Consider the following 25,653-nt stretch of genomic DNA (forward strand, 5'->3'; position numbering starts at 1 on the left):
CTTCTTAGTCTGCTAGCGACCGTGGACGTTCACGCTTGTTCGCGAAAACGCGCTTGAATGGCTGCGACGCATTGATGTAGTCCGTCAGGAGATCGGAGCGCCCAATGTCCACCACCAACAAGCTGACGCTCAATTTCCGCTGCCCGGCGGGGCTTGAGGGGCTAATACCGCGGCCCATTCCGGCAGCGCAGGGCATTCCCGACTGGCTCAAGACCATGCCGGCAACGGCCTTTTCCTCGATCAACCTGCACGACGAGGACACCATCAAGCGCTGCCCGCCATTCGTTGACGCGATGACCTGCGGGTTCCTGCTGCCACTGGTCTGCGATCTCAAGGTCGAGGACGGCGAAATCACCTGGGATCACGACCTGCCGCCGGGAGGCACACCCGAATTTCCGCGCTCGCCGATCGGATTTCACGACCCGGGTCAGGTCAGCGGCACGCCGTTGTTCGAAGCGGGCCGCTTCTTTCTCAAATTCCACAATCTGTGGACCGTCGAGGCGCCTGAAGGCTACGCGATCTACTTCACGCATCCCGTCAACCGCTTCGACCTGCCGTTCACCACGCTCAGCGGCCTGGTCAATTCGGACCTCTATACCGACAACTGGGTGCACTTCCCGGCTTACTGGCACGACCGGAATTTCCGAGGTGTCCTCCGCAAGGGGACACCCATCGCGCAATGCATTCCGGTCAAGCGCGACGACTGGACTGCGCAGGCATCGTCATTCACCGCGGAAGAAGCCAAGCGCGTCGGCGAGTTCAGGGGTGAGCTCAAGCGACAGCCCAACCTCTACCGGAGAAACTTCAGGGCCTGAGGCGCGACGAGATTTCGTTCGATCCGCTCAGCCTGCTTCCCCGCCGAGGAATTTCGCAGCGTCGCTCTGCGCGAAGAAGAAGCGGCCACGCGATCCCGCGGCCATGACGAACGCCGCGCGTCCCAGAAGCTGGGGCTGACCACGAATGACGGAGCGCAGCGCCGCCTCGGCAGCGTCGCGCTCACCCTGCTCGAAGAGCGATGTGGCAAGGTAGGCGCGGGTCGAGCGATCGTCAGGGTACTGGGCGAGCACGCGGCGGAAAGCATCCGCGGCCGCGGCGTAGTCGCCATGCAGGACCAGGACCCGCCCGAGCTGGTTGAGAATATCGGGGCGTCCCGGCGCAGCATCGCGCGCGGCGGTCAGGACATGCGCAGCCCGCGCGAAGTCATCGGTATCATGCAGCAGCCGCCCGAGATCAAGCTTCAGATCGACGCTGTCGGGGGCCAGCGCCAGGCCGGCCTCGACCGTGCTGATCGCCTCGTCGTATTGACCGGCCTTGGCAAGCTGCCCGGCGAGTTCCTGAAATGAAGGGAGATATGGCGGGCGGCGTGCAACCGTGCGCCGAAGCTGTGCCAAGCCGTCCGTGGCCCGCCCCGCACCGCACAACAATGCGCCAAGCAAGGTCTCGACCTCGCCATCGTCGCCGCGGCGCGCAACCCGCTCGAGCGGCGCAATCGCCTCGGCTTCCCGCTTCTGTCCCCTCAAAGCATGGGCGAGCAGAAGCGCTGCGTTCCTGTCTGTGCGGCTGGATTTCAGGATGTTGACTGCAATCTGCTCCGCCTGACCGAATTGCTGCGTTCGTAACGCCATTGCGCCTTGTTGCAGCGCTTGAGCGAGGAAATTGTTTTGCCTGCCACTCACGGGAAGCTTCCGGAGGATGCGAGAGAGAATCTCATTGAGCCTTAGCCCGCGCCCCTCTGCGCGTCCATCAAAAGTCTCGTGAAAACACGACATGATGACAACCGGAGCAATCCGCTTGCGACGCGCTACAACATCCACGACCTCAGTGGTCCGGCTGGCGCCAACACCATCTTCGGCGGCACCGCTGCGCCAAGACCCTCGTCCGCGCCCCGCCGGCAACGGTGTGGGTGGTACTTGGGGTGCTGTTCCTCGGTGCGGCTGTCGCAGGCATGACCTCCTGCAACCCGGACTACAACATCGCGCAGATCGGCACGCAGACCCAGTGGACCCCCGTCAAGAACCTGACCTTCACGGGTGACTTGACCTACACCCATCTGGATCAGAAGTTTGCCGGTACGGTCGCCTTCCCGGGCAGCGCCGCTCTCGGCAAGCCGGTTGCGATTTACGAGCTGAAGAATCAGAACACCCTGACCATGATGCTCAAAGTCCAGCGCAACTGGTGATCCCGGTTGATCTGACAAAGATCTAACAGAGCCCCCGGCGCCAAAACGCCGGGGGTTTTGCTTTGCAGGGTTCGCTCTCGCCAATCAGGCGGCGAGTATGTCGCGCACCATCGGCACCACCTTGCGGCCATAGAGCTCGATGCTCTTCATCAGTTTCTCATGCGGCAGCGGGCCCGCCGAATATTTCAGCTGGAAGCGCGCAGCGCCGAGCGCCTTCACGGTCGCCGCGATCTTGCGGGCGACGGTTTCCGGTCCGCCGACATAGAGCGAGCCGTGTTCGGCCTCGGCCACGAACTCGTCGCGGCTCATCGGCGGCCAGCCGCGCTCCTTGCCGATCCGGTCACGCATGACCTTGTAGTCGGGCCACAGTTCTTCCCGAGCCTGCGCGTCCGTCTCGGCAACGTAGCCTGGCGAATGCACGCCGATCGGCTTCGGTGTCCGGCCGAACTGCTGGTAGGCGCGCTGGTGCAGGTCGACATAGGGCGCAAAGCGCTTGGGATCGCCGCCGATGATGGCGAGCATCAGCGGCAGGTCGTAATGCGCCGCGCGCACCACCGATTCGGGGCTGCCGCCGACGCCGATCCAGGTCTTCAGCCGGCCGTGCTCGACCGGCGGATAGACCGACTGGCCGCTGAGCGGCGGCCGCAGCTTGCCCTCCCAGCTCACCGGCTCCTGCTTCAGGAGCTCGGTGAACAGGTCGAGCTTCTCCTCGAACAGCTCGTTGTATTGCCGGAGGTCGAAGCCGAACAGCGGGAACGACTCGGTGAACGAGCCGCGGCCGAGGATCACCTCGGCGCGGCCGTTCGAGACCGCGTCGACGGTCGCGAAGCGCTGGAAGACGCGGATCGGATCGTCCGAGCTCAGCACGGTCACCGCCGAGCCGAGACGGATGTTTTGGGTACGCGCGGCGATGGCCGCCAGCACGGTCTCGGGGGAGGAGATCGCAAAGTCGGCCCGGTGGTGCTCGCCAAGCCCGATGAAATCGATCCCGAGCTGATCGGCCAGCACCGCCTCGTCGACGACGTTGCGGATCACCTGGGCGTGGGGCAGCGGCGCGCCGGCAGCGTCCTTGGTGACGTCGCCGAATGTGTCGAGCCCGAGTTCGAGAGAGGTCGTCATCACATAGTCCAGTTGTCGGCGTGGCGGAGCATCCGCCACGGGCCACCCATCGCACGCAGGCCGAAAGGTTGTATTGCTGCAGAGATGTCCGCGAGCCTGCGCTGTGGAGCCTTCGGTTGGAGATAGAGTGCAAATATTGCCTGTTCGCCGGCCGGCAAGGCCACGCTGCGAAACGCAGCGTTTCCAGGACGCTTGTATCCGGCCTGTGGCCGGGACTGCGGCGATCAGCCCGGGATGACCAGGAAGCCGGCCCGCGGGAAATGCACCACGACCTCGCCTGCGCGTTCGTCGGACCGGCGGATCGCGATGTGCTGTGCCGACAGCGAGACGATCTCGCCGCGGACCGGGATCTTGCCGTAGTCATCCGGCATCACGCTGACGATGTCGCCGGGCTTGCGACCGTTCGGATCCAAGGGGTCGCCGAAAACCGGCGTCTCCGGCTGTGCCTTCGCCGCGATCTCGAGCGCGTCGGCTGACGACATTTCGGTGCGCGCGCCGTGACTGATGCCGCGCACGCGCTCCTCCCAGGCCGCAGCGCGCGGGAAGGGCTTCATGATCTCGTCCATCGTCGCGACACTTTGCCGGGCGTACCACACGTTCATGTAGGCGCTGACGTCGGCGAGGCTGAACTCGCCGAACAGCCACAGCCGGCCATCACCAAGTTGCGCCTCGATCCAGTCGACATGGGCGCGGAACTGGTCGCGCATCTGCGGCAGCGCCGCGGTCATGGCAGCGACATCGAACTTGGCGCCGCGCAGCTTCTCGCGGTCCTCGATGAAATCCTGCGGGACCTTATCGCCGATGAAGCCGAACGCGAGGGTGACCGTGTTCTGGAAGAACGGCCGGTCGGTCCACATGCCGAGCGCCCAGGGCATCCCGGCATGGCCCGCGGGAAACAGCGTCGGCGTCGGATAACGCCGCTCCAGCTCGCGGATGATGATTTGGGTGTCGCAATAGATGTCCGCGCCGATCTGCATCGTCGGCGTGCGGCGATAGCCGCCGGTCATCGGCATCAGATCCGGTCGCGGCATGATCCGGGAAATCCGTACCGAGTTCCAGGCCAGCTTCTTGAAGCCGAAGATGATGCGGATCTTCTCGGAGAACGGCGATTGATCGAAATGATGCAGGATCGGCGTGGGCTGCGACATGGCCTTCTCCCGGGACAGGGCTGCGATCTCCTCGGATTTTGTCGCATAGCCTGACAAGATTCCGGCGGATCGCAACCCATTTCCGCTGGAGAACGACGACGGCGCCGTGCCGTCAGAACGACTCCGCCCATGGCCGCAGGTCGAGCTCCAGCGTCCACGCGCTGCGGTGCTGGTGATGCAGCACCCAATAGGCATCCGCGATGGCTGCGATGTTGAGCAGCCCATCCGGCCCGCGGTCGTCCTTCAATTGCGGACGCAGGCTCAGCAGGCGATCGCCCTCGATGCCGCCGTCGACCACGACATGGCCGACATGAATGCCCTGCGGCCCGAATTCCCGCGCCACGCTCTGCGCCATCGCGCGCAGTGCGGCCTTGGCGGAGGCGAATGGCGCGTAGTTGGCCTTGCCGCGCAACGAGCCGCTGGCGCCGGTGAACACCAGCGTGCCGCCGCCGCGCGCCAGCAGGGCAGGGATCGCAGCCTGCGCGAGCTTGAATCCGCCGAGCGCGTGTTCGCGCCAGTGCTCCTCGAAGCGCTGCTCGGTGACCTTGAGGAACGGCGCCGGCCGGTTGGAGCCTGCATTGTGCACGGCCATCGCCAGCGGCGCGAGCTTCCCGGCGGCCTCGACGAAGCCGGCGACATCCGCGGCATTTGAGGCATCGCCGACGACATGGCTGACCCTGGCACCGGTTGCCGCGAGTTCCGCCGCGGTCGCGGCGAGCTTCTCGGCGTTGCGCCCGGCGATCGCGACGGGATAGCCACCGGCGGCAAAGCGGCGCGCGATCGCGGCGCCGAGGCCGTTGGATGCGCCGACGCCGGCAATCAGCACGCTTCCTTGCACGGCGGTCGGCTCGAGAGCGGATCGGTCGTTCATGTCTCACTCCATCAAGTTGCCCGCGGCGCGGACGAAATCATTGGTCTGACGCCATCGCGACGATGGCATCGCGCACCGTGCGCAGAATGGCATCGGACCGCTTCGGATCGGTGATGACGCGCGAGATCGCGAGCGCACCGACCATCGCACTCACCGCGACGATCGCGCGGGCATCGTCGTCGTCGCCCAACGTCTCGGCGACCTTGGCGATGAAGGATTCAATGTGCGGTTCCATCACCGCGCGGCACTGCTCGTCGGCGCGTCCGACGTCCGAGATCAGCGCGCCGATCGCGCAGCCCGACTTCGGCGAGTCGCGATGACTACGGCTAAGATAGCTCCGCACCAGCGCGTTGACGCTGACCGGTCTTTCGGGATCGCGCGCTGCGTGCGCCGACGCTTCGCCTGAATTCAGCGCCTGTTCCAGCGCCGCGGCGATCAGGCCGGAACGCGAGGCAAAGTGCCCATAGAAGCCGCCATGGGTCAGCTTCACCTGCTGCATCAGGCCGCCGATGCTGAGCGCGTCGATCCCCTTGTCGCGGATCTGCGTCGCCGCCTCGTTCAGGATGCGCTCCCGGCTCCTGGCCTTGTCGGCCTGGGAATGGCCCATTTCGCAGTGCCCCTGTTTGACTCTCCATCTGGATTATGACCATCATGCACCTGGATGACAACCATCATCCAGAAAAATTCTCAGTCACAAAGCAGGGAGCAACAGATGTCCGGCAGCGCGAGCGAAGGGCGGGTCCGCCACGAGCGGCATGATCACATCCTGAAGATCATCATCGACAATCCCGCGAAGAAGAATGCCTTCAGCCCGGAAATGATGGCCGAGCTGTCCGACGCGCTGACGCTGCTCGACAATGATGACGGCCTCTGGGTCGGCGTGCTGTGTGCCGCCGGCGGCAGTTTCACCGCGGGTCTCGACATGCCGAAGTTCTTCGGTCCGACGGCAAGCCGCAAGCCGCTGCCGGAAGGCAACGTCGATCCCTTTGGATTGTCGAAGCGGTGCCGGAAGCCGATCATCACGGCGGTGCAGGGCATCGTGTTCACTGTCGGGATCGAGATGATGCTGGCCGGTGATATCGTCATTGCCGCAGACGACAGCCGGTTCTGCCAGATGGAAGCCAAGCGCGGCATCGCGCCGCTGGCCGGCGCGCATTTCCGCTACATCAGCCGCGCCGGGTGGGGCGATGCGATGTATCACCTCTTGCTCTGCGACGAGTTCACCGCCGCAGAAGCGCACCGGATCGGTCTCGTGCAGGAAGTCGTGCCGGCCGGTCAGCAGATCGAGCGTGCGATGGCGCTTGCGGAGATCATCGCGCGCAACGCGCCACTCGGAATCCAGGTGACGAAAGAGGCGGGCCGCAAGTTCATTGAAGCTGGCGAGCAGGCGGCAATTGCGATCATCCCGCAGATCCGCGAACGCGTGCTGAACACGGCCGACGCTGCCGAGGGCATCAAATCGTTCGTCGAGCGCCGCGCCGCGGTGTTCCAGGGGCGCTAGTCCCCGAAGCGCTAGTCCCGGCGGCGCGCCAGCCCGCGGCGCAGCACGTTGCGTTCACGATACGTGCTCGAATTGCGGTTGTGACAATGTTGTCGCAGCCGCGTCAATTTCGATCACGATGACCGTGCGACGACTCTTGTCGAGATTCGTCGAATCAGGGAGATTCGAATCCATTCATTAAATTCAATTTCGTCCTGCTTTCACTCAAGCGTCAGGTATGGATTCCCATGACAAACGCACGAGTAATTGTTGTCGGAAATAACAAGGGCGGCTCGGGCAAGTCGACAATTGCCATGCATGTCGCCATTGCGCTGATCAAGGCGGGTCAGCGTGTCGCCACCATCGATCTCGACAACAAGCAGAAGTCGCTGACGCACTACGTCGATAACCGGCGGGATTGGGCGCGGCAAACCTCGCTGAATCTCGATATCCCGGCGCATATGTGCTTCGAGACGGTGAGCGGCAGAAGCAGCGAAGTCGAGACGCTCGGCCGCAGCGCGCTTGCCGAGATCGTCGAGCGGCTCAGCCGGTCGCACGATTTCGTCGTCATCGATTGCCCCGGCCACGACACCTATCTGACGACGTTCACGCATTCGCTGGCGAACACGCTGATTACGCCGCTGAACGACAGCTTCCTCGACTTCGATGTGCTCGGCACCGTCGATCCGAACGACTTCAAGGTCACCGGCATCAGCCATTATTCGAAGATGGTGGAGGAAGCGCGGCGCGAGCGCAGCGCGCAGGATCAACCGGCATTCGAGTGGGTGGTGCTGCGCAACCGCCTCTCGACGATCGGTTCACGCAACAAGCGCCTGGTCGGCGAAGCCCTCAACGAACTATCGAAGACACTGAATTTCCGCCTGGTCGACGGCCTGGCCGAGCGCGTGATCTTCCGCGAGTTCTATCCGCGCGGATTGACGGCGGTCGACGACGTCAATCAGCTCGCGCTCGGTGGCCGGCCGACCATGTCGCATGTCACCGCATGGCTCGAGATGGAGCGGCTGATGACCGCCATCATGCTGGGCCACCTGGTGTCGCGCACGGCGGAGTGCGCCGACGCCAACCTCGACGCGGCGTAGGCGAGGTCGGATCGCTACCGGCAGTTGGCGTTGCCCGCATTGGCAACGGTCAGGAACGTGATCGTTGCGGGAGCGAAGACGAGCGCGCCCGCCGGGGCCGGCTCGCCGTTCAGGGCGGGCATCTCGTCGGAAGGCCCGAGCGCAAGCGCGCTGCCATTGAGCCGAACATTGCCGTCGGCAGGCCTTTCGCTCGCCAATGTGTAGCGTTGCGATGCCGCCGGCAGCGTCAGCTTGCGCCGCGTCCGCCGATCATTGTTGATGACGAGCAGGGCTATTCCATCAGGCAGGTCGCGCGCGCAATGGGCGTAGACGTGGAAACCGGAGGGCTCGTCGACGCCGGCATCGAGCACGGTGGTTCCCATGAGCCGTCGCCATAGCAGCGCGGCCCAGTAGTTCGGCCGCGGCAGATGGGTCTGCTCGTCGAGCAGCCCGTAGTCGCTCGCGGCCAGCGTGTTGTGCATCACCACCTGAACACCCGCCTTGGCGAGCCGCCCGAGCTGATCGAGATAGCGGAACGTATCGGCGAAGGTCGCGGCCCAGCGGTTGCCGCCGCACGCGGTCTCCGCGGTCTCGGTCAGCCAGATCGGCTTGCCCGGTGCGAGCCGGTCGCGCAGCGCCTGGTAGAAGGCGAGTGTCTTGCCGGTTCGCGCCAGCCATTGGTCTGACAGCGCCTGCCTTGCGGTGCGATCGCCGGAACATCGCGCCGAGAGCGCGCCATAATGATGGTAGGAGACCGCGTCGATGCCCGCCGCTGAAACCGCAAAGAGGGCCTTTGTATCCGCGCCGGTGCCGATCGTGCCTGGGCCGAGGATCGTCACGTCGGGCGCGGTGTCCTTCATGAATGCGCGGAACGTTGCAAAATCGCGGCCGTAGGCCGCGGCATCGTAGCGTTCTGGGGCGCCGCCGATGGCCGGCAGATCGGGCTCGTTCATGAACTCGGCTGCGGCGATCCGGCCGCCGGTGGATTTCGTGAAGGCGAGAAGCTGCCGGGCCTGCTCGAAGTTCCATCGGCCTTCAGTGCCACGCGTGCCGGCGCTGATCGCGAAGGACGCGACAATGGGAGCATCGACGGCGTGCGAGAAGTCGACCACGCCCTGCCACTGCTGTCGCGTCAGCACGCCCTTGAAGCCGGCCGGCGGTGCAGCCGGTGGCGCGTCGGAATCTGCAAAGAACGTGCTGTTGGCCCAGGTTCCGCTGACACGGAGGTAGGCGGGAGCGAGTGCCGCTGCGAGCTTGCGCAGCCTGCCGTCGTGCAGATCGATCGGCGCGCGCGCTGCGAACCGTTCGGGCTTCGTGCCGGGCCGTGCGGTGGCATAGGGCTTCCAGAATTGCCCGCCGGTCACCTCGACCATCTCGATGTTGTAGGACTGGAAGCGCGGGTCGATGCTCGCAACCCGCGGCATGGTGGCGACGTCAAGCGTCAGCTCCGCCGCAGTCGCCTTGGTGCAGACCAGGGCGGCCAGCGCCCAGACGACGCATGCGATGAGGCGACGCGGATATGCGCTGGCGACGCGCACGGGTCCTCGCGGCGTTTCGAGTTGCGGTGGCTCAGAATGCCGCCGCGGCTTGCTTCAATCAACGCTATGCAGCGCCGTGCGGCTCGTTCGCGATGCGGTTCCACAGCGTGCGGATCATGTCCTTCATGGCCAGCGCGTCCTGCCAGCGGTCGGACAATTCCCTGCCATCGGGCCCGGTGATGGCATAGGGCGGGGGACCGAGCTCACACAGGAAGGTCAGGGTCGCATCGGGCCCGGCGCGCTTGCGCCAGGAGCGGATGCCGTAGTCCCACCAGTCCGTGAACAGCGACACCCAACCCTGATGCTGCGGAAAGCCGAGCGAGATCTGCACCTGCTCGCGGCTCGCGATGCGGCCGTGGATGCCCCAGGCATTGTCGAGGATTCGGTGGATCATCGCATGATTGACGTCGTCGACCGGCCAGGCGAATTCGCGCCCGACCAGGTAATGCGAGAGATCGGCGGTCAGCCGCAGATCGGGAAAGCGGTCGAGCAGATCGAGCAGGAAGAACAGGTCAGTCGTCATGCGATCGCGATGGGTCTCGACATGCACGGCGACGCCGGCCTGCGCGCCAAGCCGCCGCCAGCCTTCGAGCAGGGGAATGCAGTCGGCGAGCCGCCGCGGACGGATGTCCGGTTGCAGGTTGACGTGATCTGCACCGAGCTGTGCCACCAGCTCGAGCACCGGTTTCAGGTCGTCGACGTTCTTCGGATAGCATTGCGCCTGCCAGATCATGCCATGCGCGCGAAGGAAGCTCGTCACCTCGCGCGCGAAGGCGGGATCGATGAAGCGCACGCCGGCGCCGTCAAACCCGGCATCGCGGATCATCGCGAGCTGGGTTTGCAGCGGCCACTCGTCCTCGTCGGCCAGCCGCCGCTCCATTGCCCAGAGCGACTGCAGGACGCGCAGTTGCTGCGCCACCGATCAGGCCCGCGCCGGGATCGCCGCGGGCAGCTCGGCCTGATCGCTCGTGTCGGCGGCGATGTTCTCCTGATAGGTCTCCGGCCCGATCCAGATTGCAACCACCGTGCAGGCCGACAGGAACATCGCGTAGCAGGCGACCGGCCACCAGGTGCCGTAGGCTGCCACCAGCGCGGTGGCGACGAACGGCGCCGGGCCGCCCGACAGCAGCGAGCCGAGCTCGCGCGCGAAGGCAAAGCCAGCGAAGCGACGTTGCGGCGGGAACAGCTCGGCGAAATACGCCGCCTGCGGTCCGAACATCGCCGCCGTCACCACGGCGCGCGCCAGGATGAACGCGAGCGCGATCATGATCCACTCCTTGGTGCCGACCATCCAGAAGAACGGGAAGGAAAGCGCCACGCCGGCCAGCGCGCCGAACATGTAGACCGGCCGCCGTCCGATCCGGTCCGACAACGCCGCAAAGCCGAGGATCGCAAACAGCTCGATCGTGAACGCCAGCATCAAGGCGCTGAGCGCCTCCGCCTTCGGCACGCCCAGCGTGGTGATGACGTAGCTCAGGCCAAACACGGGGAAGAAATAGCCGAGCCCGTTTTCGGCCATCCGAGCGCCGAGCACGACGAAGAAGTTGCGCGGGTGCCGGCGCAACGCCTCCATCGCCGGATTGCGCTCGACCTTGCCGCGCGCAACCACCGCCTGGGTGTAGACCGGCGTCTCGGTGATCCGCATCCGGACGAAGATGCCGACCACGATCAGGAGGAAGCTTGCCAGGAAGGGCAGGCGCCAACCCCAGCTCATCAAGTCCTCGCGCGGCAGCATCGTCACCAGCGCGAAGGCCGCGGCGGCGAGCAGATTGCCGACGGAGACGCCGAGCGGCGCGAAGCCGCCCCAGAAGCCGCGATGCTTCGGCGGCGCGTTCTCGACCAGATAGATCACCGCGCCGCCATATTCGGCACCGGCGCCGAGGCCCTGGATCACGCGCATCGCGACCAGAAGGATCGGCGCCCAGACGCCGATCTGCGCATAAGTCGGCAGGAAGCCGATCGCGGTGGTGCCGATGCCGATCATCAACAGCGTTGCGACCAGCACCGGCTTGCGGCCATAGCGATCGCCGAGGATCCCGAATATGAGGCCGCCGAACGGCCGCACCACGAAGCCGACGCCGAAGGTCAGGAACGACAGCAGCGTGCCGACCACCGGATCGCTCTTCGGAAAGAACAGCTCGCCGAACACCAGCGCGGCCGCGGTGCCGTACAGGAAGAAGTCGTACCATTCGAGCGCGGAGCCGATGCTTGCGGCCAGGATCACACGCAGGCGCGATGTGCGAGCGCCATCTGTTGCCATCTCGGTCATTCGTTTCCCCGTTATTTTGATTTTTATGTCTTGAAAGCAGCAATGCCCGCGGCTCGCCGCGGGCATTGTCGTAAGTCTCAGGCGGCGCGCGTGAAGTAGGATTTCTTCGACGCCGACTGGGTCTCGTAGATCGATCCCTGTCGTTTGGCCGGCGGCAACGGCATCCGCACCGGCACGTCGGTCAGCCGCGGGGTAACCACCGGCGGTCCCGCCAGTAGGCGGCTGTTGAATTCGTCAAAATCCTTCACGCCCATCAGCGGCCAGGCGTCGCTGGCGGCTACTTCATAGAGCAGCAGGTTGCGCGGCCGGTCCGATGTGTTGGTCGCCGAGCCGTGCAGCGCGCGCACGTGGTGGAACGACATGCTGCCGGCCTTGCCCATGCAGGGCACCGCGCGCTTGATGTCGTCCTGGATCTGGTCGGGATCGATCAGGCCTGCGAAGCAGCCGTCGTCGCCGTGATGATCCCACATCGTGCTGCCGGAGTGCGATCCCGGCGTCACCAGCATCGGGCCGTTCTCGATATCGCAATCGTCGAGCAGCACGCCGATCGCGAGGATGTCGTCATTGGTGTGCGGATAGAATGCCCAGTCCTGATGCCACTCGACCGGCGAGCCGTATTGCGCCGACTTCATATTGAGCTTCGAGCCGTGCAGCCGGAGCCCGGGACCGATCAGCCTGGTCAGGATCGAGATCACCGCGGGGCTGCGGATGATCTCGTCGAAGATCGGGTGCACCTTGTGCGGCGCCTTGATGCGGCGGACGCGCGGGGTCTCCGGCGTGTGGCCCGGCTCGAGGTCGTAGACGTCGGTGTGCTCGCTCACGGCGGCGGCGCCGGCCACCAGCTCGGCGAGCACCGTGCGGACCTTGCCGAGGGTCTCCTGGTTCAGCACCTCGGGGACCACGATTACCCCGTCGCGCTTGTAGGCCTGGGCCTGCTCGTCCGAAATCATGCCGCTTCTCCCTTTCTGTTCGATGTTAGCGCTAACATTGGGCGATGCTAGCGCTAACATCATGGCTTGGCAACCCGGAATCGTGCAGGGTCCAGCCCATGAGCTCCGACCTGACCGAACCCGGGACCGGCCCGACCGGTGCCGCGCCCACCCTCTCAGAGGTGGCCAAGCGCGCGGGCGTCTCCTCGATCACGGTGAGCCGGGTGGTCCGGATGCCCGACCTGGTCGCCCCGGAGACCCGTGCGCGGGTCGAGCGGGCGATGCGCGACCTCGGCTATGTCCCGAACCTGGTGGCAGGCGCGCTGGCGAGTGCACGGACCAATTCGGTCGGCGTCTTGGTGCCGACCATCGCCAACTCGATCTTTGCCGACACGGTGCAGGGCCTGTCCGACAAGCTCGAGCCGCTCGGCTTCTCGGTGATCCTGGCGCAGTCACGCTATGATGCGGTGCGCGAGGATCGCGTGCTGGCGGCGCTGCTGTCGCGGCGGCCCGAGGCGATCATCATGGTCGGCTCGCCGGCGACCGAGGAGGGCAGCCGCCTGCTGCGCAATGCGCGGATTCCGATCGTCGAGACCTGGGATCTGCCGGCCAACCCGATCGACGCGGTCGCGGGCTTCGACAATTACAAGGCTGGCGTCGCTGTCGCCAAGCATCTGGTTGCGCAGGGGCGCAAGCAGCTCGCCTTCATCGGGGGCGACGATCCGCGCGGCACGCGCCGTTGGTTCGGCTTCAGGGACGAGGCGCTGGCAAGCGGTCTATCCGAGCCGCGGCGGCTGATCCTCGACCGCAAGGACTCCGGCAGCGTGGCGGCGCATGCGCGCCTGCCTGATGTCGATGCGGTGTTCGCCGCCAACGATGCGCATGCGATCGGCTTCATGTCGGGGCTGCGCAAGGCCGGGCTGCTGCGCGACGGGCCCGCATCGGCGCAGCCGGTCGCCGTGATCGGGCTCGGCGATCTCGAAATGGGCCAGCTGATCTCGCCGACATTGAGCACGATCAGCGTGCATGGCGACGCGATCGGCCGCACCGCGGCGACGTTGACCCTGGAGCGCGGCGGCGAGCGCCGCATCGATCTCGGCTTCGAGCTGGTGCTGCGCGACAGCGGCTAGGTTTTGGTTCGCCGCTGCCAGCGGTCGATGCCGGCGAGCAGTGCAGCGATCACGCATCCCGTGATGATGCCGAATGTCAGGTCCTCGAACACCGTCAGGCCGAAGGTCGGGATCAGCACCGCGGCACCGCGCCAGTCTTTGATCAGCTCCAGGAACGCCTCCTTCTCGGCCATGTACCAGCACACGACGACGAGGACGCCGGCCAGCGCCGACAGCGGGATATAGCTCGCCAGCGGCGCCGCCACGATCATGAACGACAGCACGAACGCCGCGTGCATCATGCCTGACAGGGGACTGCGGGCTCCGGCCCGGATGTTGGTCGCGGTGCGTGCGATGGTGCCGGTGACGCTGATTCCGCCGAAGAATGCGGACGCGACGTTGGCGATGCCCTGCGCCACCAGCTCCATGTTGGAACGGTGCTTGCGGCCGGTCATGCCGTCGGCGACCTTGGCCGAGAGCAGGCTCTCGACGCCGCCGAGCAGCGTGAAGGAGAGCGATGCCGGCAGGACCTGCATCAGCAGTGCCCAGGAGAATTCCGGCAGATGCGGCACCGGCAGGCCGCGCGGAATTTCGCCGAACCGGCTGCCGATGGTCTCAACCGGCAGGTGCAGCAGCAGCGCCGCGACCGACGCGATCGCAATCGCGATCAGCATCGCCGGCCAGGCCGGCCGCCAGGCGCGCAGGCCGAAGATCACGGCTGCCGAGCCGACGCCGATTGCGAGCGCGGACCCGTTCAGGGTCGGCAGCGCGTGGCCAAGGGCGGCGAGCTTTGGCAGGAACGGCCCGGGCTCGTGACCTGCAAGCGTCAGCCCGCCGAGATCGCGCAGCTGGCTGGCCAGAATGGTGACCGCAATTCCGCAGGTGAAACCGACGGTGACGGGATGCGGGATGTAGCGGATCAGCGAGCCAAGGCCGGACGCGCCGATCAGCGTCAGCATCAGGCCGGAAACCAGCACGGTAAGCAGCAGCCCCTCGACGCCGAACTTTGCGGCCGTCGCCGCGACGAGCACGATGAAGGCGCCGGCCGGCCCGCCGATCTGAAACCGGCTGCCGCCGAGGGCAGAGACCAGGAAGCCGCCGACGATGGCCGTGAACAGCCCGCGCTCCGGCGTCACGCCCGAGGCCACTGCGATCGCCATCGATAGCGGCAGCGCCACCACAGCGACGGTCAATCCCGCCATCACGTCGTGGCGGAATGCATCGACGCCGTAGCCTTCGGTCAGCGTGGTGACGAGCTTGGGACGATAGAGATGCGCCGTAGAGGAACCGTCAGGCATGGGGATAACCTTGGGGAGGGGAATGAAGGAAACGGGCAGCGTCGCTGGATGCGGCAAACCTGCGGGGAATTGTTGCGGACGACAGCTGCGCGGGCCGCGGAAGAGAGGCTGCGTTCATTCGGCAATCTTCCGGTAGATGTCCGCGGCGCGGCGCAGCAGGCGGCTCTTGCGTTTCCGCTCATGCACGCGCTGGTGCTTGGCCTTGCGCTCATCGTCGCGTCGCGCGAGCGCATCGGCGTTTTCGAGCAGCGCGCGGCGGACCTCATCATCGTTCAGTTCGCCGAGCAGTTGCTGTCCCTTGCGCAGATGCTTGAGGACGATCCGCCATGACGCGTATTCGCCGGGCGGCAATCCGCCTTCCGAGAACTCGATGGCGTAGCGCAGCCGCTTGCTGGCGAGCCGGACGCGGTGGCGCTTGTTCTTGCCCATACCTTGCAGCCCGCGGCTCTTCTGGCACAGTTTGCCATGCCACCGCGCCAGCCGGCGCGCGTGAAACACCGACACCGGCACGGCCCGTCGTTGCGCGGCACGGCGGTTCTGCCGCGCGGTCCAGGGGCCGCTGCCGACCCAGTCCCACATGCCGTCGAACCATTGCCAGTAACGATCGCTCTGCAAGGCCTCCTTCAGGGCTTCGAACGCATCGGCGCGTGCCGTCCTAAGCATCTGTTCCTCCGGCATCTCCTTGCTGTTCTCGATCGCGACGTCGAGGTCGCGTGTTGCGCCGAGATGGGCGCTCAGCCATTTCAGCTCGGACTTCAGCCGCGTCCATTCGGCGTCCGCGACCATCGGGCCGTAGAACGCGACCGCCGCCTTCAGCCGCGTCAGTGCTATGCGGGTCTGGTGGAGCGCGGCCGGATCGCCGGAGCTCAGCGCCTCGTGGTTGGTCGCGACTTCCTCGAGGCATTCGGACAGGATCAGGCGAAACGCGGTCTCGCAACGCATGGCTTCGCTGAGATGGCGCGGCCGCTTCGGGCGGACAACGCGCTCCCTGTCCGAACTTGCCGCTGACGTCATGACACTCTCGTGACCCCGCCCGAGCCGCGAGCGCGACACTTGGGCTCCCGGGCGCAAGATTTCCCGTTTGATCGTTGGCGATCAAGGGTTTTCTGCTGGAACGCAGCGCTGCGATCCGGCGACGCGTTCAAAATGTCGCAATCACCCCGGTCGCGGGGTGCATTCCGGTCAGTTTGCGTGGCTCGCTCGGTCAGCGCGTGCCGAATATCAAGATACTTCGCGCGCGAAATATCTTGATATTTCGCGTACGAAATATATAACAGGGGCATGAGAGCAGAACACCGGCTGATCTTTCTTCTGACCGTGGCCTATCGGCGGCTGCAGCGCGCCATCGAGCAGGAGACGGCCGCACACGATCTGACGTCGGCGCAGGCCGGCGTGCTGTTCTTCCTCGGGCGCAATGACGGCGCGCTGATTGGCGATGTCTCGCAGGCGGTCGACATCGTGCCGTCGGCGATGTCGGGGCTAGCCGACCGGATGGAGCGCGCGGGCCTCGTGAAGCGCCGGCGCGACGGTGAGGACGGGCGCAGCCAGCGGCTGCATCTGACCGCCGCGGGGCAGGAGCTCGGCAAGCGAGCCGCAACGCGGACCAGGGTGATCAACAACCGTCTGATGGACGGGTTTTCGGAAGCGGAGATCGATGTCGTGTCGCGCTGGCTGACCAGCCTGCAAGAGAAGTTTCCGAAGGACAAAGACGGCTAGCGCGCCTTCAAGACAACGCGTCAAACAGGAAGCAAGCAACAGGAGTGAGACATGAGTGAAGTGGTCGTAACGCTGGACGGTGGCGTTCTCACCGTGACGATGGCGCGTCCGGACAAGAAAAACGCGATCACCAACGCGATGTATGGCGCGATGGCCGACGCGCTCGAACGCGCGGAAGGCGACCCTGCGATCCGCGCCGTGCTGCTCCAGGGCGACGGCGACAGCTTTACCGCGGGCAACGATCTCGCCGATTTCGCGGCGGTGTCGCGCGGCGTGCAGGGCGAGCGTCATGTGTCGCGCTTCCTCGCCGGCCTCGCCAAGGCGACGCGGCCGCTGGTTGCCGCCGTGCAGGGCAATGCGGTCGGGATCGGCACCACCATGCTGCTGCATTGCGACCTCGTCTACCTCGCGCCGACCGCGCGGCTGATCACGCCGTTCGTCAATCTCGCGCTGGTGCCGGAGGCGGCGTCGACCTATCTGCTGCCGCAGCGGATCGGCTATGCGCGCGCCTATGCGATGTTCGCGCTCGGCGAGCCGGTCGAGGCAGAAACCGCGGTCTCCATCGGCCTTGCCAATGCCGTGGTGCCGCTTGCGGATCTCCGCGCCAAGGCACGTGCGGCGGCGGACGCGCTGGCGAAGCGGCCGTTCGGCTCGCTCCAGCACACCAAGGCCTTGATGCGCGATCCCGCTGGGATCAGCGCGCAAATGGCGCGTGAGGGCGAAATCTTCCAGCAGCGGCTGATGAGCGCGGAAGCGCGCGAGGCTTTTGCGGCCTTTGCCGAGCGCCGCCAGCCCGATTTCTCCAAGATCACCGGGTAGGCTTGAGGCTACGGGCCGCCACGCGCGGGCGGCCCATCGCTTTGGGGTTGACGGCATCGCCAGCATCGAACATCTCGTGTGGGGGCATGACGCAACCGGCGAGGCGAGGCATGAGCGACAGTTACACGCTGCGCGGCGAGAATATCTCCGCGACCATCTCGGCCCAGGGCGCCGAACTGTCGTCGCTCAGGAATGCCGAAGGGGCGGAACTGCTGTGGCCGGCCGGCCCGCAATGGCCGCGCCATGCGCCGATCCTGTTCCCGATCGTCGGCCGGCTGAAGAACGACACGCTGCGCCACGACGGCAAGGCCTATCCGATGACGCAGCACGGCTTTGCGCGGGACCGGCGTTTTGAATGGGTCGAGCAGGGACCGCGATCGTGCAAGCTCGCTCTCATCGACGATGCGGAAACCCGAGCGCGCTACCCCTTCGCGTTCAGGCTCGAGGTCACCTATGCGGTCGATGGCACCGATCTCGACGTCGCCTTCGACGTCATCAACACTGGCGACGAGATGCTGCCGGCCTCGCTCGGCGGTCATCCCGCCTTCAACTGGCCGCTGGTGCAGGGGCTGCCGAAGGAGGCTTACACGCTGACCTTCGGCAAGACTGAACCTGCGCCGATCCGGCGGCTGAAGGATGGATTGATGCGGCCGCAGCCTGAACCCAATCCGGTCAAGGGCAGATCGCTTGCGCTGTCGGAGGAGCTGTTCGATGACGACGCGATGATCTTCGATCAGGTCGCGAGTAGATCGGTCTTGTTCACGGCGACACTAGGCCCGGCAGCAGCCACGCAAGGCCGGGCGATCGAAATGTCTTGGCGCGGCTTTCGCGAACTCGGCATCTGGTCGAAGCCTGGCGGCGCGCCGTTCCTTTGCATCGAGCCGTGGCACGGATTTGCCAGCCCCGCGGAGTTCGATGGCGAGTTCGCCGACAAGCCGGGCCTGATGCACATCGCACCGGGCGCACGTCAGTCGCTGGGCTATCGCCTTCGCGTGAGCTGATCGAGGATCAGCTCAATGCGCTGCGCGGCTGCCGAGCGCACCCGTGAGCGCGCCCACCGATGGCGGGTTTTCATGCGCCCAGGCCTCGTGCGCGGCGAGATCGCGGTAATGCTCGGCCATGCGCAGCAACCGCTCGCGGATGCCGGTATCTTGCTCGCCCTTGGCTTGATCAGACAGCTGTGCGGCGCGTTCGAGAAGCGTTTTCGGATCGATCACGACAGGCTCCAAATCCGGTTTCGCCAAGCGGACAACTGTCATAGCCAACCACAGTTCCTGCCACGCTTTGATGACGGCGCGTTCACAGCTGGAACAAGCCAAGCCCCGCCATGACGTCGCGCCTGGTACGCTCAGTAATCTCCCGCGCTTTCAGGGTTCCGCGCCTGATCACGTCGACGACGTGGTCGCGATCGTTGGCGAGCTCCGCGCGCCGTGTGCGGATCGGTGCGATCAGGGCTTGCAGGATATCCTCCAGCCGCCGCTTGACGGCCGTATCGCCGAGCCCGCCGCGCCGATAACGCGCCTTCAGTTCTTCAACGGCGTCGCGGTCGTCGTCGAACGCGTCGAGATAGGTGAAGACGACATTGCCCTCGACCTTGCCGGGGTCGGTGACACGCAGATGAGCGGGATCGGTGAACATCGCGCGCACGGCCGCCGAGATGTCATCGGGCGAAGCCGCCAGTGGAATCGCATTGCCCGCGGATTTGCTCATCTTGGCGCGTCCATCGACGCCGGGCAGCCGCCCCGCGCGCGGGATGATGGCTTCGGCTTCCTGCAGCAGCGCACGGCCCGCGAGCGCGTTGACGCGCCTGATAATCTCGTTGGTCTGCTCGATCAGGGGCGCCTGATCCTCGCCGACCGGCACGATTGTGGCGCGAAACGCGGTGATATCGGCGGCCTGTGCCACCGGGTAGCACAGGAAGCCTGCCGGGATGTCGCGTCCGAAACCGCGCGCGCGGATCTCGTCCTTGATGGTGGGGTTGCGTTCCAGCCGCGCGACGGTGACGAGGTTGAGATAGAGCATCGACAGTTCCGCCAGCGCCGGGAGCTGCGATTGCAGGCAGATCGAGGTTCGGTCGGGATCGATCCCGATGGCAAGATAATCCAGCGCGACCTCGATGACGTTGCTGCGGACCTTGCCGATATCGTGAGCATTGTCGGTTAGCGCCTGCATGTCGGCAAGCAGCAGGAATTGCTCATGGCTGTCCTGAAATTTGAGGCGGCTTCGGAGCGAGCCGGCGTAATGGCCTAGATGCAGCGGCCCGGTGGTGCGGTCGCCGGTGAGGATGATCGGTTTTGTCACTGGTCTCTCCATTCGGTTGAATGGGGACACCGCATGCGGGCTGGATGATGCCAAACAAAAAAGGCCGCCCAATGCGGCGGCCCCGAAGATGCATGAACGCGTTCGGCCCGCCTGTCAGTCGGCGAGCCACCAGAAATTGGCGATGAGGTTCGATCGGTTCATGCCGCAAGCGGTAGGGCAAACCTGCGATGCGGTCAAGACATCGCCAAAACCTAGTTGAACGCCATGCCGCCGCTCATCGCGATGGTCTGACCGGTCATGTAGGGATTGTTGACCAGCAGCATCACGGCCTGCGCCACTTCCTCGGCGGTGCCGAAGCGGCCGATTGGGATCCGGCTGACGAGGCCGCTCTGTCCCTTCATCATATCGGTCTCGATCAGCGACGGCGCGACGGCGTTGACCGTGATGCCTTCCTTGACGAGACGCGCGGCATAACCGCGGGTCAGGCCCTCCATCGCCGCCTTCGAGGCGTTGTAGTGCGGCCCGATCGCGCCGGCGCCGCGGGCAGCGCCGGAGGAGATGTTGACGACGCGGCCCCATTTCCGGGTGCGCATCATCGGCAGCACCGCTTGCGTGCAGAGGAATGCCGATTTGAGGTTGACCGCGATGGTGCGGTCGAAATCCTCTTCGGTGAGGTCGTCGACACCCCTGACGATCGCGATCCCGGCATTGTTGACGAGGATGTCGACCGGGCCGAGCTCGGATTTGGCGCGTTCGACCAGGCTGGCGACAGCGGCGGCTTCCGAGACGTCGGCGCCGAGAGCGGCGGCCCGGCCGCCGGCGGCTGTGATGCTCTTCGCCAGCGCTTCCGCCTCGGCCGACCGCTCGCGATAATTGATCGCGACGGCAGCGCCAGCGTCCGCCAGCATCTTGGCGATGGCAGCACCAATGCCGCGCGATCCGCCGGTCACCAGCGCCACATGTCCGTGCAGACTGTTTGTCGTCATCGGCCGTCCTCCCTTGCGAATGCGGAGAGGTTCGCAAAGCGGGAGGCGAGGTGCAACGCAACCCTGCTCAAATCTGCGTTGCCGCGAACGCCATTGCGGCAAAAAACCGGCATCTGGAGCCGGAATCGGCCTTGCGTCCGGCGCGGGCCGGCGTCAAAGGTTGGGGCATCATTCTGTCCAGCCCACCCACGAGAGTTCGATGAGCAAACTGATTGTCCGCGCCGGCGAGTTCACCTTTGACGCCCGCTTCGAGGAGCAGCTCGCGCCGAAGACGGTCGCCGCCTTCCGCAAGGCGATGCCGTTCGAGAGCCAGGCGATCCATGTGCGCTGGAGCGGCGAGGGGGTCTGGATGCCGCTCGGCGATCTCGACTTCGGCGTCTCCTACGAGAACCACACCAGCTATCCGGCGCCGGGCCAGATCATCCTCTATCCGGGCGGCATCAGCGAAACCGAGATCCTGCTTGCCTACGGCGGCGTGCACTTCGCCAGCAAGATGGGCCAGCTCGCCGGCAATCATTTCATCACGCTGACCTCGGGGCTGGAGAACCTCACCGCCTTCGGCAAGACCGTGTTGTGGAAGGGCGCGCAGAACATCCGCTTCGAGGAAATCTGATGTGACCGAGGCCCGCTATCCGCGCGACCTCCGCGGCTACGGCCGTAACCCGCCGGATCCGAAATGGCCCGACGCGGCGCGCGTCGCCGTACAGTTCGTGGTCAATTTCGAGGAGGGCGGCGAGAACAACATCCTGCACGGCGATCGTGCCTCGGAAGCGTTTCTGTCCGACGTGCTGGGCGCGCAGCCCTGGGTCGGCCGGCGTCATGCCAATATCGAGACCATGTTCGAATATGGCGCGCGTGCCGGCTTCTGGCGGCTGTGGCGGATGTTCACCGAGCGGAAGTTGCCCACCACAGTGTTCGGCGTCGCGATGGCGCTGAAGCGCAATCCGGATGTGGTTGCGGCTATGCAGGAGGCGGGCTGGGACATTGCGAGCCACAGCCTGCGCTGGGTCGAGCACAAGGACATGTCGGAGGACGAGGAGCGCGCGGAGATCGCGCGCGCCATCGCCGTGCATACCGAGGCGACCGGCGCGCGGCCGCTCGGCTGGTACACCGGCCGCTCCTCGATCAACACGCTGCGGCTTTTGATGGAGGCGGGCGGCCTGCGCTATCTCTGCGACTCCTACGCCGACGATCTGCCGTACTGGATCAAGGCTGCCGGCACCGAAGCGCACCTTGTCATTCCTTACACGCTCGATGCCAACGACATGCGCTTCATCAACGCGCAGGGCTTTGGCGGCGGCGACGAGTTCTACACCTATCTGAAGGACAGTTTTGACGTGCTCTATGCCGAGGGCGCGACCTCACCCAAGATGATGTCGGTCGGCCTGCATTGCCGCGTCGTCGGCCGTCCCGGCCGCGCTGCGGCGCTGATGCGCTTCCTCGACTACATCCAGAAGCACGAGCACGTCTGGGTGCCGACCCGGCTCGCGATCGCCGAGCATTGGCACGCCAATCTGAAGCATCTCGCCGCGGACGCATTCGAGATCGGGTAGGTCGGCGTTGTGATGTGACGCAGAGTGCCGCCGAGCTATCCAGCATCGTCATTGCGAGGAGCGATAGCGACGAAGCAATCCATGATCCCGCATACGCGGGACAATGGATTGCTTCGCTTCGCTCGCAATGACGCGGATGGTCAGTGCCCGGCCATGTGCCGCCCGATCTCCGTGAGGTCGGCTTCGCTGGCGCGGGCTTCATGCACGAACGTGCCGTGGAACATCACGACCAGCCGGTCCGACAATTCCAGCAGTTCGTCGAGGTCTTCGCTGACCAAGAGCACCGCGGCGCCGCGGTTGCGGGCGGCCATGATCTCGGCGTGGATCTGCGCTACCGCGGCGAAATCGAGCCCGAAGCAGGGATTGGCGGCGATCAGCACCTCGACGTCGCCCGAGAGCTCGCGCGCCAGCACCGCGCGCTGCACGTTGCCGCCCGACAGCGCCGCGATCGGGGTCTCCGGCGTGCGGGTCTTGATCTTGTAGCGGTTGATCTTGCGCTCGGCGTCGGCGCGGAAGGCCGAGCGGTTCAGCCACCAGCCGCCGCGCGCGAACGGCGCGCGGTCGAACTCGCGGAACGCGATGTTGTCGGCAACGCTCATGCCGCCGACACAGGCGTTCTTCAGCGGCTCCTCCGGCAGCAGCGACATCTTGTGGCGGCGCATCTCCTCGCGGCTTGCCGCATAGGTCTCGCCCTGGACGCGGATGACGCCGCCCTCGGCGTCGCGCTGGCCGGCCAACACCTCGACCAGCTGACGCTGGCCGTTGCCGGAGACGCCCGCGATACCGACGATCTCGCCGCTCTTCACCGTCAGCGACACGCCATGCACGGCGATCGCGCCGGCATCGTCGAGCGCAGTGAGCTTGTCGAGCTCGAGCCGCGGCGCACCGGTCTCGCCGGTGCGCGGCGGCTGCACGGTCAGCTGCTCGGCGCCGATCATGGTGCGGGCCATCTCGTCGGGCGTTAGGTCGGCGACCCGGCCAGTGCCGGCGAGCTTGCCGCGGCGCAGGATCGTGACGTCATCGGCAAACGCCATCACCTCGCGGAACTTGTGCGTGATCATCAGGATGGTGAGCTCGCCCGCGACCACCATGGCGCGCAGCATGCCGAGCACCTCGTCGGCCTCGCCCGGCGTCAGCACCGAGGTCGGCTCGTCCAAGATCAGGAAGCGGCGCTTCAGATAGAGCTGCTTGAGGATCTCGCATTTCTGCCGCTCGCCGGCAGAGATGTCGGAGACTTTTGCATCGAGCGGCACCTTGAACGGCATCCGCGCCAGGAAAGCCTCGAGCTCCTTCTTCTCCTTGCGCCAGTCGACCATTGCGGGCACGTCGTCGCGCGCCAGCACCAGGTTCTCCGCGACTGTCATCGCCGGCACGAGCGTAAAGTGCTGGTAGACCATGCCGAGCCCGAGCGCGTGCGCGTCCTTCGGATTGGCGATGGTCTGCTGGCGATCGCCAACGATGATCTCGCCTTCGGTGGCGTGGTAGTAGCCCATGATGCATTTCACGAGCGTGCTCTTGCCCGCGCCATTTTCACCAAGCAAGGCATGGAACGAGCCGGGACGCACCTTGAGCTCGACATTATCGAGCGCTGCGAAGTCGCCGAACCGCATCGTCATGGCGATGGCGTCGACGCCGAACGCGCCTGATGGTGCGGGCGGTTCGCCGATGATCACGACAGCGCTCCGATCAGGTCGGTGGATTTGGTCACCGCGCCGAACACGCCGCCCTGCATCTTGATCATCTTTAGCGCGTGGTCGTGGTTGCTTCTGTCGGTCGCGCCGCAGCAATCCTCGACCAGCACGCATTCGAAGCCGCGGTCGTTGGCCTCGCGCATCGTGGTATGCACGCAGACGTCGGTGGTGATGCCGGTCAGCACGATGTTCTCGATGCCGCGCAGCCGCAGCATCAGCTCGAGGTCGGTGGCGCAGAACGAGCCTTTGCCGGGCTTGTCGATGATGGGCTCGCCCGGCAGCGGCGCGAGATCGGGAATGATGTCCCAGCCGGGTTCGCCGCGCACCAGGATGCGGCCGCACGGGCCGGGATCGCCGATGCCGGCGCCGATCTGGCGCGAGCGCCAGCGCTTGTTGGCGGGCAGGTCGGCCAGATCAGGCCGGTGGCCTTCGCGGGTGTGGATGATGTGAAAACCCTGCGCGCGCATCACCGCGAGCAGCTTCCTGATCGGTTCGATCGGCGCCCGGGTCAGCGAAAGGTCGTAGCCCATTTTGTCGACATAGCCGCCGACGCCGCAGAAATCGGTCTGCATGTCGATGATAATGAGCGCGGTGTTCTCTGGCCGCAAATCGCCATTGTAGGGCCAGGCGTAGGGCTCGGATTTGATGAAGCGCTCGGGCATGGAATGATCTCGCAGCTCTATCGGGTGATGGACAATTCGGCGGGCGCGCCGGTCAGCGTGCGCTTCGGCGAGCAGGTGATGATCATGATCGCAAGCGTCAGGATGTAGGGCGCGGCGTTGAACAGATGATAGCCGGAGGTGACGCCGACCGATTGCAGCGCCGGCCCGAGCGCAGCGGCGCCGCCGAAGGCGAGCGAGGCCCACAGGCACAGCATCGGGTCCCAGCGCGCGAAGATCACCAGCGCCACGGCAGTGATGCCCTGTCCCGAGGAGAGCCCTTCGTTCCAGCTGCCTGGATAGAACAGCGACAGGAACGATCCGCCGATGCCGGCGAGGAAGCCGCCGACCATGGTGGCGCGCAGCCGGATCAGCAGCACGGAATGGCCCATCGCGCGCGCCGCGTCCGCGCTCTCGCCGGCGGTGCGGATCAACAGGCCCCAGCGCGTGGTCCTGAACGCCCAATAGAGCAGCGGCGCGATCGCAACGCCGATCAGGAACAGCACGTTGATACGCAGCGCCGCGCGCAGCTGCGGTACGTCGCTCCACCAGCCGAAATCGATCGCCGGCAGCCGTGCCGCCGTCGGCTCGATCAGCGGCTTGCCGAGGAAGAAGGCCAAACCAGTGCCGAGCAGCATCAGCGCGATACCGACCGCAATGTCGTTGACCCGCGGCAGCGAGCAGATCCCGGCATGCAGCGCGCCGAACAACGCGCCGGTGATCCCGGCCGCGAGCACCCCGAGCCATGGCGAGCCGGAGAGATAGGAGATGCCGTAGGCGCTCATCGCGCCCATCACCAGCGTGCCTTCGAGGCCGAGATTGATGCGGCCGGACCGCTCGGTGATGCATTCGCCGAGGCTGACGAACAGGAACGGCGTCGAGACGCGGATGGCGCCGCCGAATACGGCGAGCGGAACGGTCCAGAGCCCGAGCGAAGCGTCCGCCATG

The 25,653-nt window shown here is 65.8% G+C and carries 26 protein-coding genes and 1 pseudogene; 10 read left to right on the forward strand and 17 right to left on the reverse strand.

Annotated elements, in window-relative coordinates; all coding sequences use genetic code 11:
- Positions 1-104: 104 nt before the first annotated feature.
- Positions 105-815 carry a hypothetical protein gene (locus ACE103_RS12095; protein ID WP_375779599.1) on the forward strand — a complete coding sequence of 237 codons (711 nt, stop codon included), beginning with the start codon at positions 105-107 and terminating at the stop codon, positions 813-815.
- Between the two features lie 27 nt (positions 816-842).
- On the opposite strand, the gene ACE103_RS12100 is transcribed toward ACE103_RS12095, so the two are convergent.
- Complete coding sequence (locus ACE103_RS12100) at positions 843-1,625, reverse strand: tetratricopeptide repeat protein (protein WP_375781095.1); 783 nt, start codon at positions 1,623-1,625, stop codon at positions 843-845.
- Positions 1,626-1,945: 320 nt separating this feature from the next.
- Between ACE103_RS12100 and ACE103_RS12105 the strand changes: the two genes are divergently transcribed.
- On the forward strand, positions 1,946-2,179 hold the full coding sequence (locus ACE103_RS12105) for a porin (protein ID WP_375779600.1): 234 nt from the start codon (positions 1,946-1,948) through the stop codon (positions 2,177-2,179).
- Positions 2,180-2,263: 84 nt separating this feature from the next.
- Here ACE103_RS12105 and ACE103_RS12110 read toward each other — a convergent pair whose 3' ends face one another.
- The 4 genes from ACE103_RS12110 to ACE103_RS12125 form a co-directional block, all read right to left on the reverse strand.
- Positions 2,264-3,298 carry an LLM class flavin-dependent oxidoreductase gene (locus ACE103_RS12110; protein ID WP_375779601.1) on the reverse strand — a complete coding sequence of 345 codons (1,035 nt, stop codon included), beginning with the start codon at positions 3,296-3,298 and terminating at the stop codon, positions 2,264-2,266.
- A 224-nt stretch (positions 3,299-3,522) separates the two neighbouring features.
- Positions 3,523-4,446 (reverse strand): glutathione S-transferase family protein, encoded by a 924-nt coding sequence (locus ACE103_RS12115; RefSeq protein ID WP_375779602.1) that lies wholly within the window; start codon positions 4,444-4,446, stop codon positions 3,523-3,525.
- 112 nt (positions 4,447-4,558) lie between these two features.
- Positions 4,559-5,317: an SDR family NAD(P)-dependent oxidoreductase gene (locus tag ACE103_RS12120; RefSeq protein ID WP_375779603.1), complete on the reverse strand. Its 759-nt coding sequence runs from the start codon at positions 5,315-5,317 to the stop codon at positions 4,559-4,561.
- 37 nt (positions 5,318-5,354) lie between these two features.
- Positions 5,355-5,924, reverse strand: coding sequence for a TetR/AcrR family transcriptional regulator (locus tag ACE103_RS12125; RefSeq protein WP_375779604.1), 570 nt, complete (start codon positions 5,922-5,924; stop codon positions 5,355-5,357).
- 105 nt (positions 5,925-6,029) lie between these two features.
- Here ACE103_RS12125 and ACE103_RS12130 point away from each other — a divergent pair, with 105 nt between their 5' ends.
- Both ACE103_RS12130 and ACE103_RS12135 read left to right on the forward strand, forming a co-directional pair.
- Positions 6,030-6,818: a crotonase/enoyl-CoA hydratase family protein gene (locus ACE103_RS12130; RefSeq protein ID WP_194455818.1), complete on the forward strand. Its 789-nt coding sequence runs from the start codon at positions 6,030-6,032 to the stop codon at positions 6,816-6,818.
- Positions 6,819-7,111: 293 nt separating this feature from the next.
- The gene (locus ACE103_RS12135; protein ID WP_375779605.1) at positions 7,112-7,897 is read left to right on the forward strand and encodes a division plane positioning ATPase MipZ; all 786 of its coding nucleotides are present in this window, start codon (positions 7,112-7,114) and stop codon (positions 7,895-7,897) included.
- Between the two features lie 14 nt (positions 7,898-7,911).
- On the opposite strand, the gene ACE103_RS12140 is transcribed toward ACE103_RS12135, so the two are convergent.
- The 4 genes from ACE103_RS12140 to ACE103_RS12155 all read right to left on the reverse strand — a co-directional run bounded on the left by ACE103_RS12140 (position 7,912) and on the right by ACE103_RS12155 (position 12,633).
- Positions 7,912-9,414 carry a hypothetical protein gene (locus ACE103_RS12140; RefSeq protein ID WP_375779606.1) on the reverse strand — a complete coding sequence of 501 codons (1,503 nt, stop codon included), beginning with the start codon at positions 9,412-9,414 and terminating at the stop codon, positions 7,912-7,914.
- A gap of 64 nt (positions 9,415-9,478) precedes the next feature.
- Positions 9,479-10,333 (reverse strand): sugar phosphate isomerase/epimerase family protein, encoded by an 855-nt coding sequence (locus ACE103_RS12145; RefSeq protein ID WP_375779607.1) that lies wholly within the window; start codon positions 10,331-10,333, stop codon positions 9,479-9,481.
- A 3-nt stretch (positions 10,334-10,336) separates the two neighbouring features.
- The gene (locus tag ACE103_RS12150; protein WP_375779608.1) at positions 10,337-11,683 is read right to left on the reverse strand and encodes an MFS transporter; all 1,347 of its coding nucleotides are present in this window, start codon (positions 11,681-11,683) and stop codon (positions 10,337-10,339) included.
- A gap of 77 nt (positions 11,684-11,760) precedes the next feature.
- Positions 11,761-12,633, reverse strand: a complete 873-nt coding sequence (locus ACE103_RS12155) for a phytanoyl-CoA dioxygenase family protein (RefSeq protein WP_375779609.1) — start codon at positions 12,631-12,633, stop codon at positions 11,761-11,763.
- A 98-nt stretch (positions 12,634-12,731) separates the two neighbouring features.
- Here ACE103_RS12155 and ACE103_RS12160 point away from each other — a divergent pair, with 98 nt between their 5' ends.
- Positions 12,732-13,742, forward strand: a complete 1,011-nt coding sequence (locus tag ACE103_RS12160) for a LacI family DNA-binding transcriptional regulator (RefSeq protein WP_158231170.1) — start codon at positions 12,732-12,734, stop codon at positions 13,740-13,742.
- A 35-nt stretch (positions 13,743-13,777) separates the two neighbouring features.
- On the opposite strand, the pseudogene ACE103_RS12165 reads toward ACE103_RS12160, so the two are convergent.
- Together ACE103_RS12165 and ACE103_RS12170 are read right to left on the reverse strand one after the other, a co-directional pair.
- Positions 13,778-15,019, reverse strand: a pseudogene (locus ACE103_RS12165) (SulP family inorganic anion transporter); the annotation flags it as partial.
- 114 nt (positions 15,020-15,133) lie between these two features.
- On the reverse strand, positions 15,134-16,033 hold the full coding sequence (locus tag ACE103_RS12170) for a CHAD domain-containing protein (protein ID WP_375779610.1): 900 nt from the start codon (positions 16,031-16,033) through the stop codon (positions 15,134-15,136).
- Positions 16,034-16,300: 267 nt separating this feature from the next.
- Here ACE103_RS12170 and ACE103_RS12175 point away from each other — a divergent pair, with 267 nt between their 5' ends.
- The 3 genes from ACE103_RS12175 (at position 16,301) to ACE103_RS12185 (ending at position 18,555) form a co-directional block, all read left to right on the forward strand.
- Positions 16,301-16,735, forward strand: a complete 435-nt coding sequence (locus ACE103_RS12175; RefSeq protein ID WP_223968234.1) for a MarR family winged helix-turn-helix transcriptional regulator — start codon at positions 16,301-16,303, stop codon at positions 16,733-16,735.
- A 51-nt stretch (positions 16,736-16,786) separates the two neighbouring features.
- A complete protein-coding gene (locus ACE103_RS12180; RefSeq protein ID WP_375779611.1) occupies positions 16,787-17,554 on the forward strand; it encodes an enoyl-CoA hydratase-related protein in 768 nt (255 codons plus the stop codon).
- Between the two features lie 110 nt (positions 17,555-17,664).
- Positions 17,665-18,555: an aldose 1-epimerase family protein gene (locus ACE103_RS12185; protein WP_375779612.1), complete on the forward strand. Its 891-nt coding sequence runs from the start codon at positions 17,665-17,667 to the stop codon at positions 18,553-18,555.
- 12 nt (positions 18,556-18,567) lie between these two features.
- Here ACE103_RS12185 and ACE103_RS12190 read toward each other — a convergent pair whose 3' ends face one another.
- The 3 genes from ACE103_RS12190 to ACE103_RS12200 all read right to left on the reverse strand — a co-directional run bounded on the left by ACE103_RS12190 (position 18,568) and on the right by ACE103_RS12200 (position 20,802).
- Positions 18,568-18,771 carry a hypothetical protein gene (locus ACE103_RS12190; protein ID WP_375779613.1) on the reverse strand — a complete coding sequence of 68 codons (204 nt, stop codon included), beginning with the start codon at positions 18,769-18,771 and terminating at the stop codon, positions 18,568-18,570.
- 82 nt (positions 18,772-18,853) lie between these two features.
- Positions 18,854-19,855 (reverse strand): tryptophan--tRNA ligase, encoded by a 1,002-nt coding sequence (trpS, locus tag ACE103_RS12195; protein WP_375779614.1) that lies wholly within the window; start codon positions 19,853-19,855, stop codon positions 18,854-18,856.
- Between the two features lie 212 nt (positions 19,856-20,067).
- Positions 20,068-20,802 carry an SDR family NAD(P)-dependent oxidoreductase gene (locus ACE103_RS12200; RefSeq protein ID WP_375779615.1) on the reverse strand — a complete coding sequence of 245 codons (735 nt, stop codon included), beginning with the start codon at positions 20,800-20,802 and terminating at the stop codon, positions 20,068-20,070.
- 199 nt (positions 20,803-21,001) lie between these two features.
- On the opposite strand from ACE103_RS12200, the gene ACE103_RS12205 reads away from it, so the two are divergent.
- Complete coding sequence (locus ACE103_RS12205; protein WP_016843084.1) at positions 21,002-21,415, forward strand: DUF3830 family protein; 414 nt, start codon at positions 21,002-21,004, stop codon at positions 21,413-21,415.
- Position 21,416: 1 nt separating this feature from the next.
- Positions 21,417-22,355, forward strand: coding sequence for an allantoinase PuuE (gene puuE, locus ACE103_RS12210; RefSeq protein ID WP_375779616.1), 939 nt, complete (start codon positions 21,417-21,419; stop codon positions 22,353-22,355).
- Between the two features lie 140 nt (positions 22,356-22,495).
- Here puuE and ACE103_RS12215 read toward each other — a convergent pair whose 3' ends face one another.
- Genes ACE103_RS12215 through ACE103_RS12225 form a run of 3 tightly spaced genes read right to left on the reverse strand, consistent with a single transcriptional unit; the run spans position 22,496 to position 25,652 of the window.
- Positions 22,496-24,028: an ABC transporter ATP-binding protein gene (locus ACE103_RS12215; protein ID WP_375779617.1), complete on the reverse strand. Its 1,533-nt coding sequence runs from the start codon at positions 24,026-24,028 to the stop codon at positions 22,496-22,498.
- Positions 24,025-24,708, reverse strand: a complete 684-nt coding sequence (locus ACE103_RS12220; RefSeq protein ID WP_375779618.1) for a cysteine hydrolase family protein — start codon at positions 24,706-24,708, stop codon at positions 24,025-24,027. The genes ACE103_RS12215 and ACE103_RS12220 overlap by 4 nt, the downstream gene beginning before the upstream one ends.
- A 17-nt stretch (positions 24,709-24,725) precedes the next feature.
- Entirely contained in the window at positions 24,726-25,652 is a 927-nt protein-coding gene (locus tag ACE103_RS12225) for an ABC transporter permease (protein ID WP_092124843.1), read from the reverse strand.
- Position 25,653 lies beyond the last annotated feature (1 nt).

The organism is Bradyrhizobium sp. ma5, assembly GCF_042258955.1.
GTDB lineage: Bacteria > Pseudomonadota > Alphaproteobacteria > Rhizobiales > Xanthobacteraceae > Bradyrhizobium.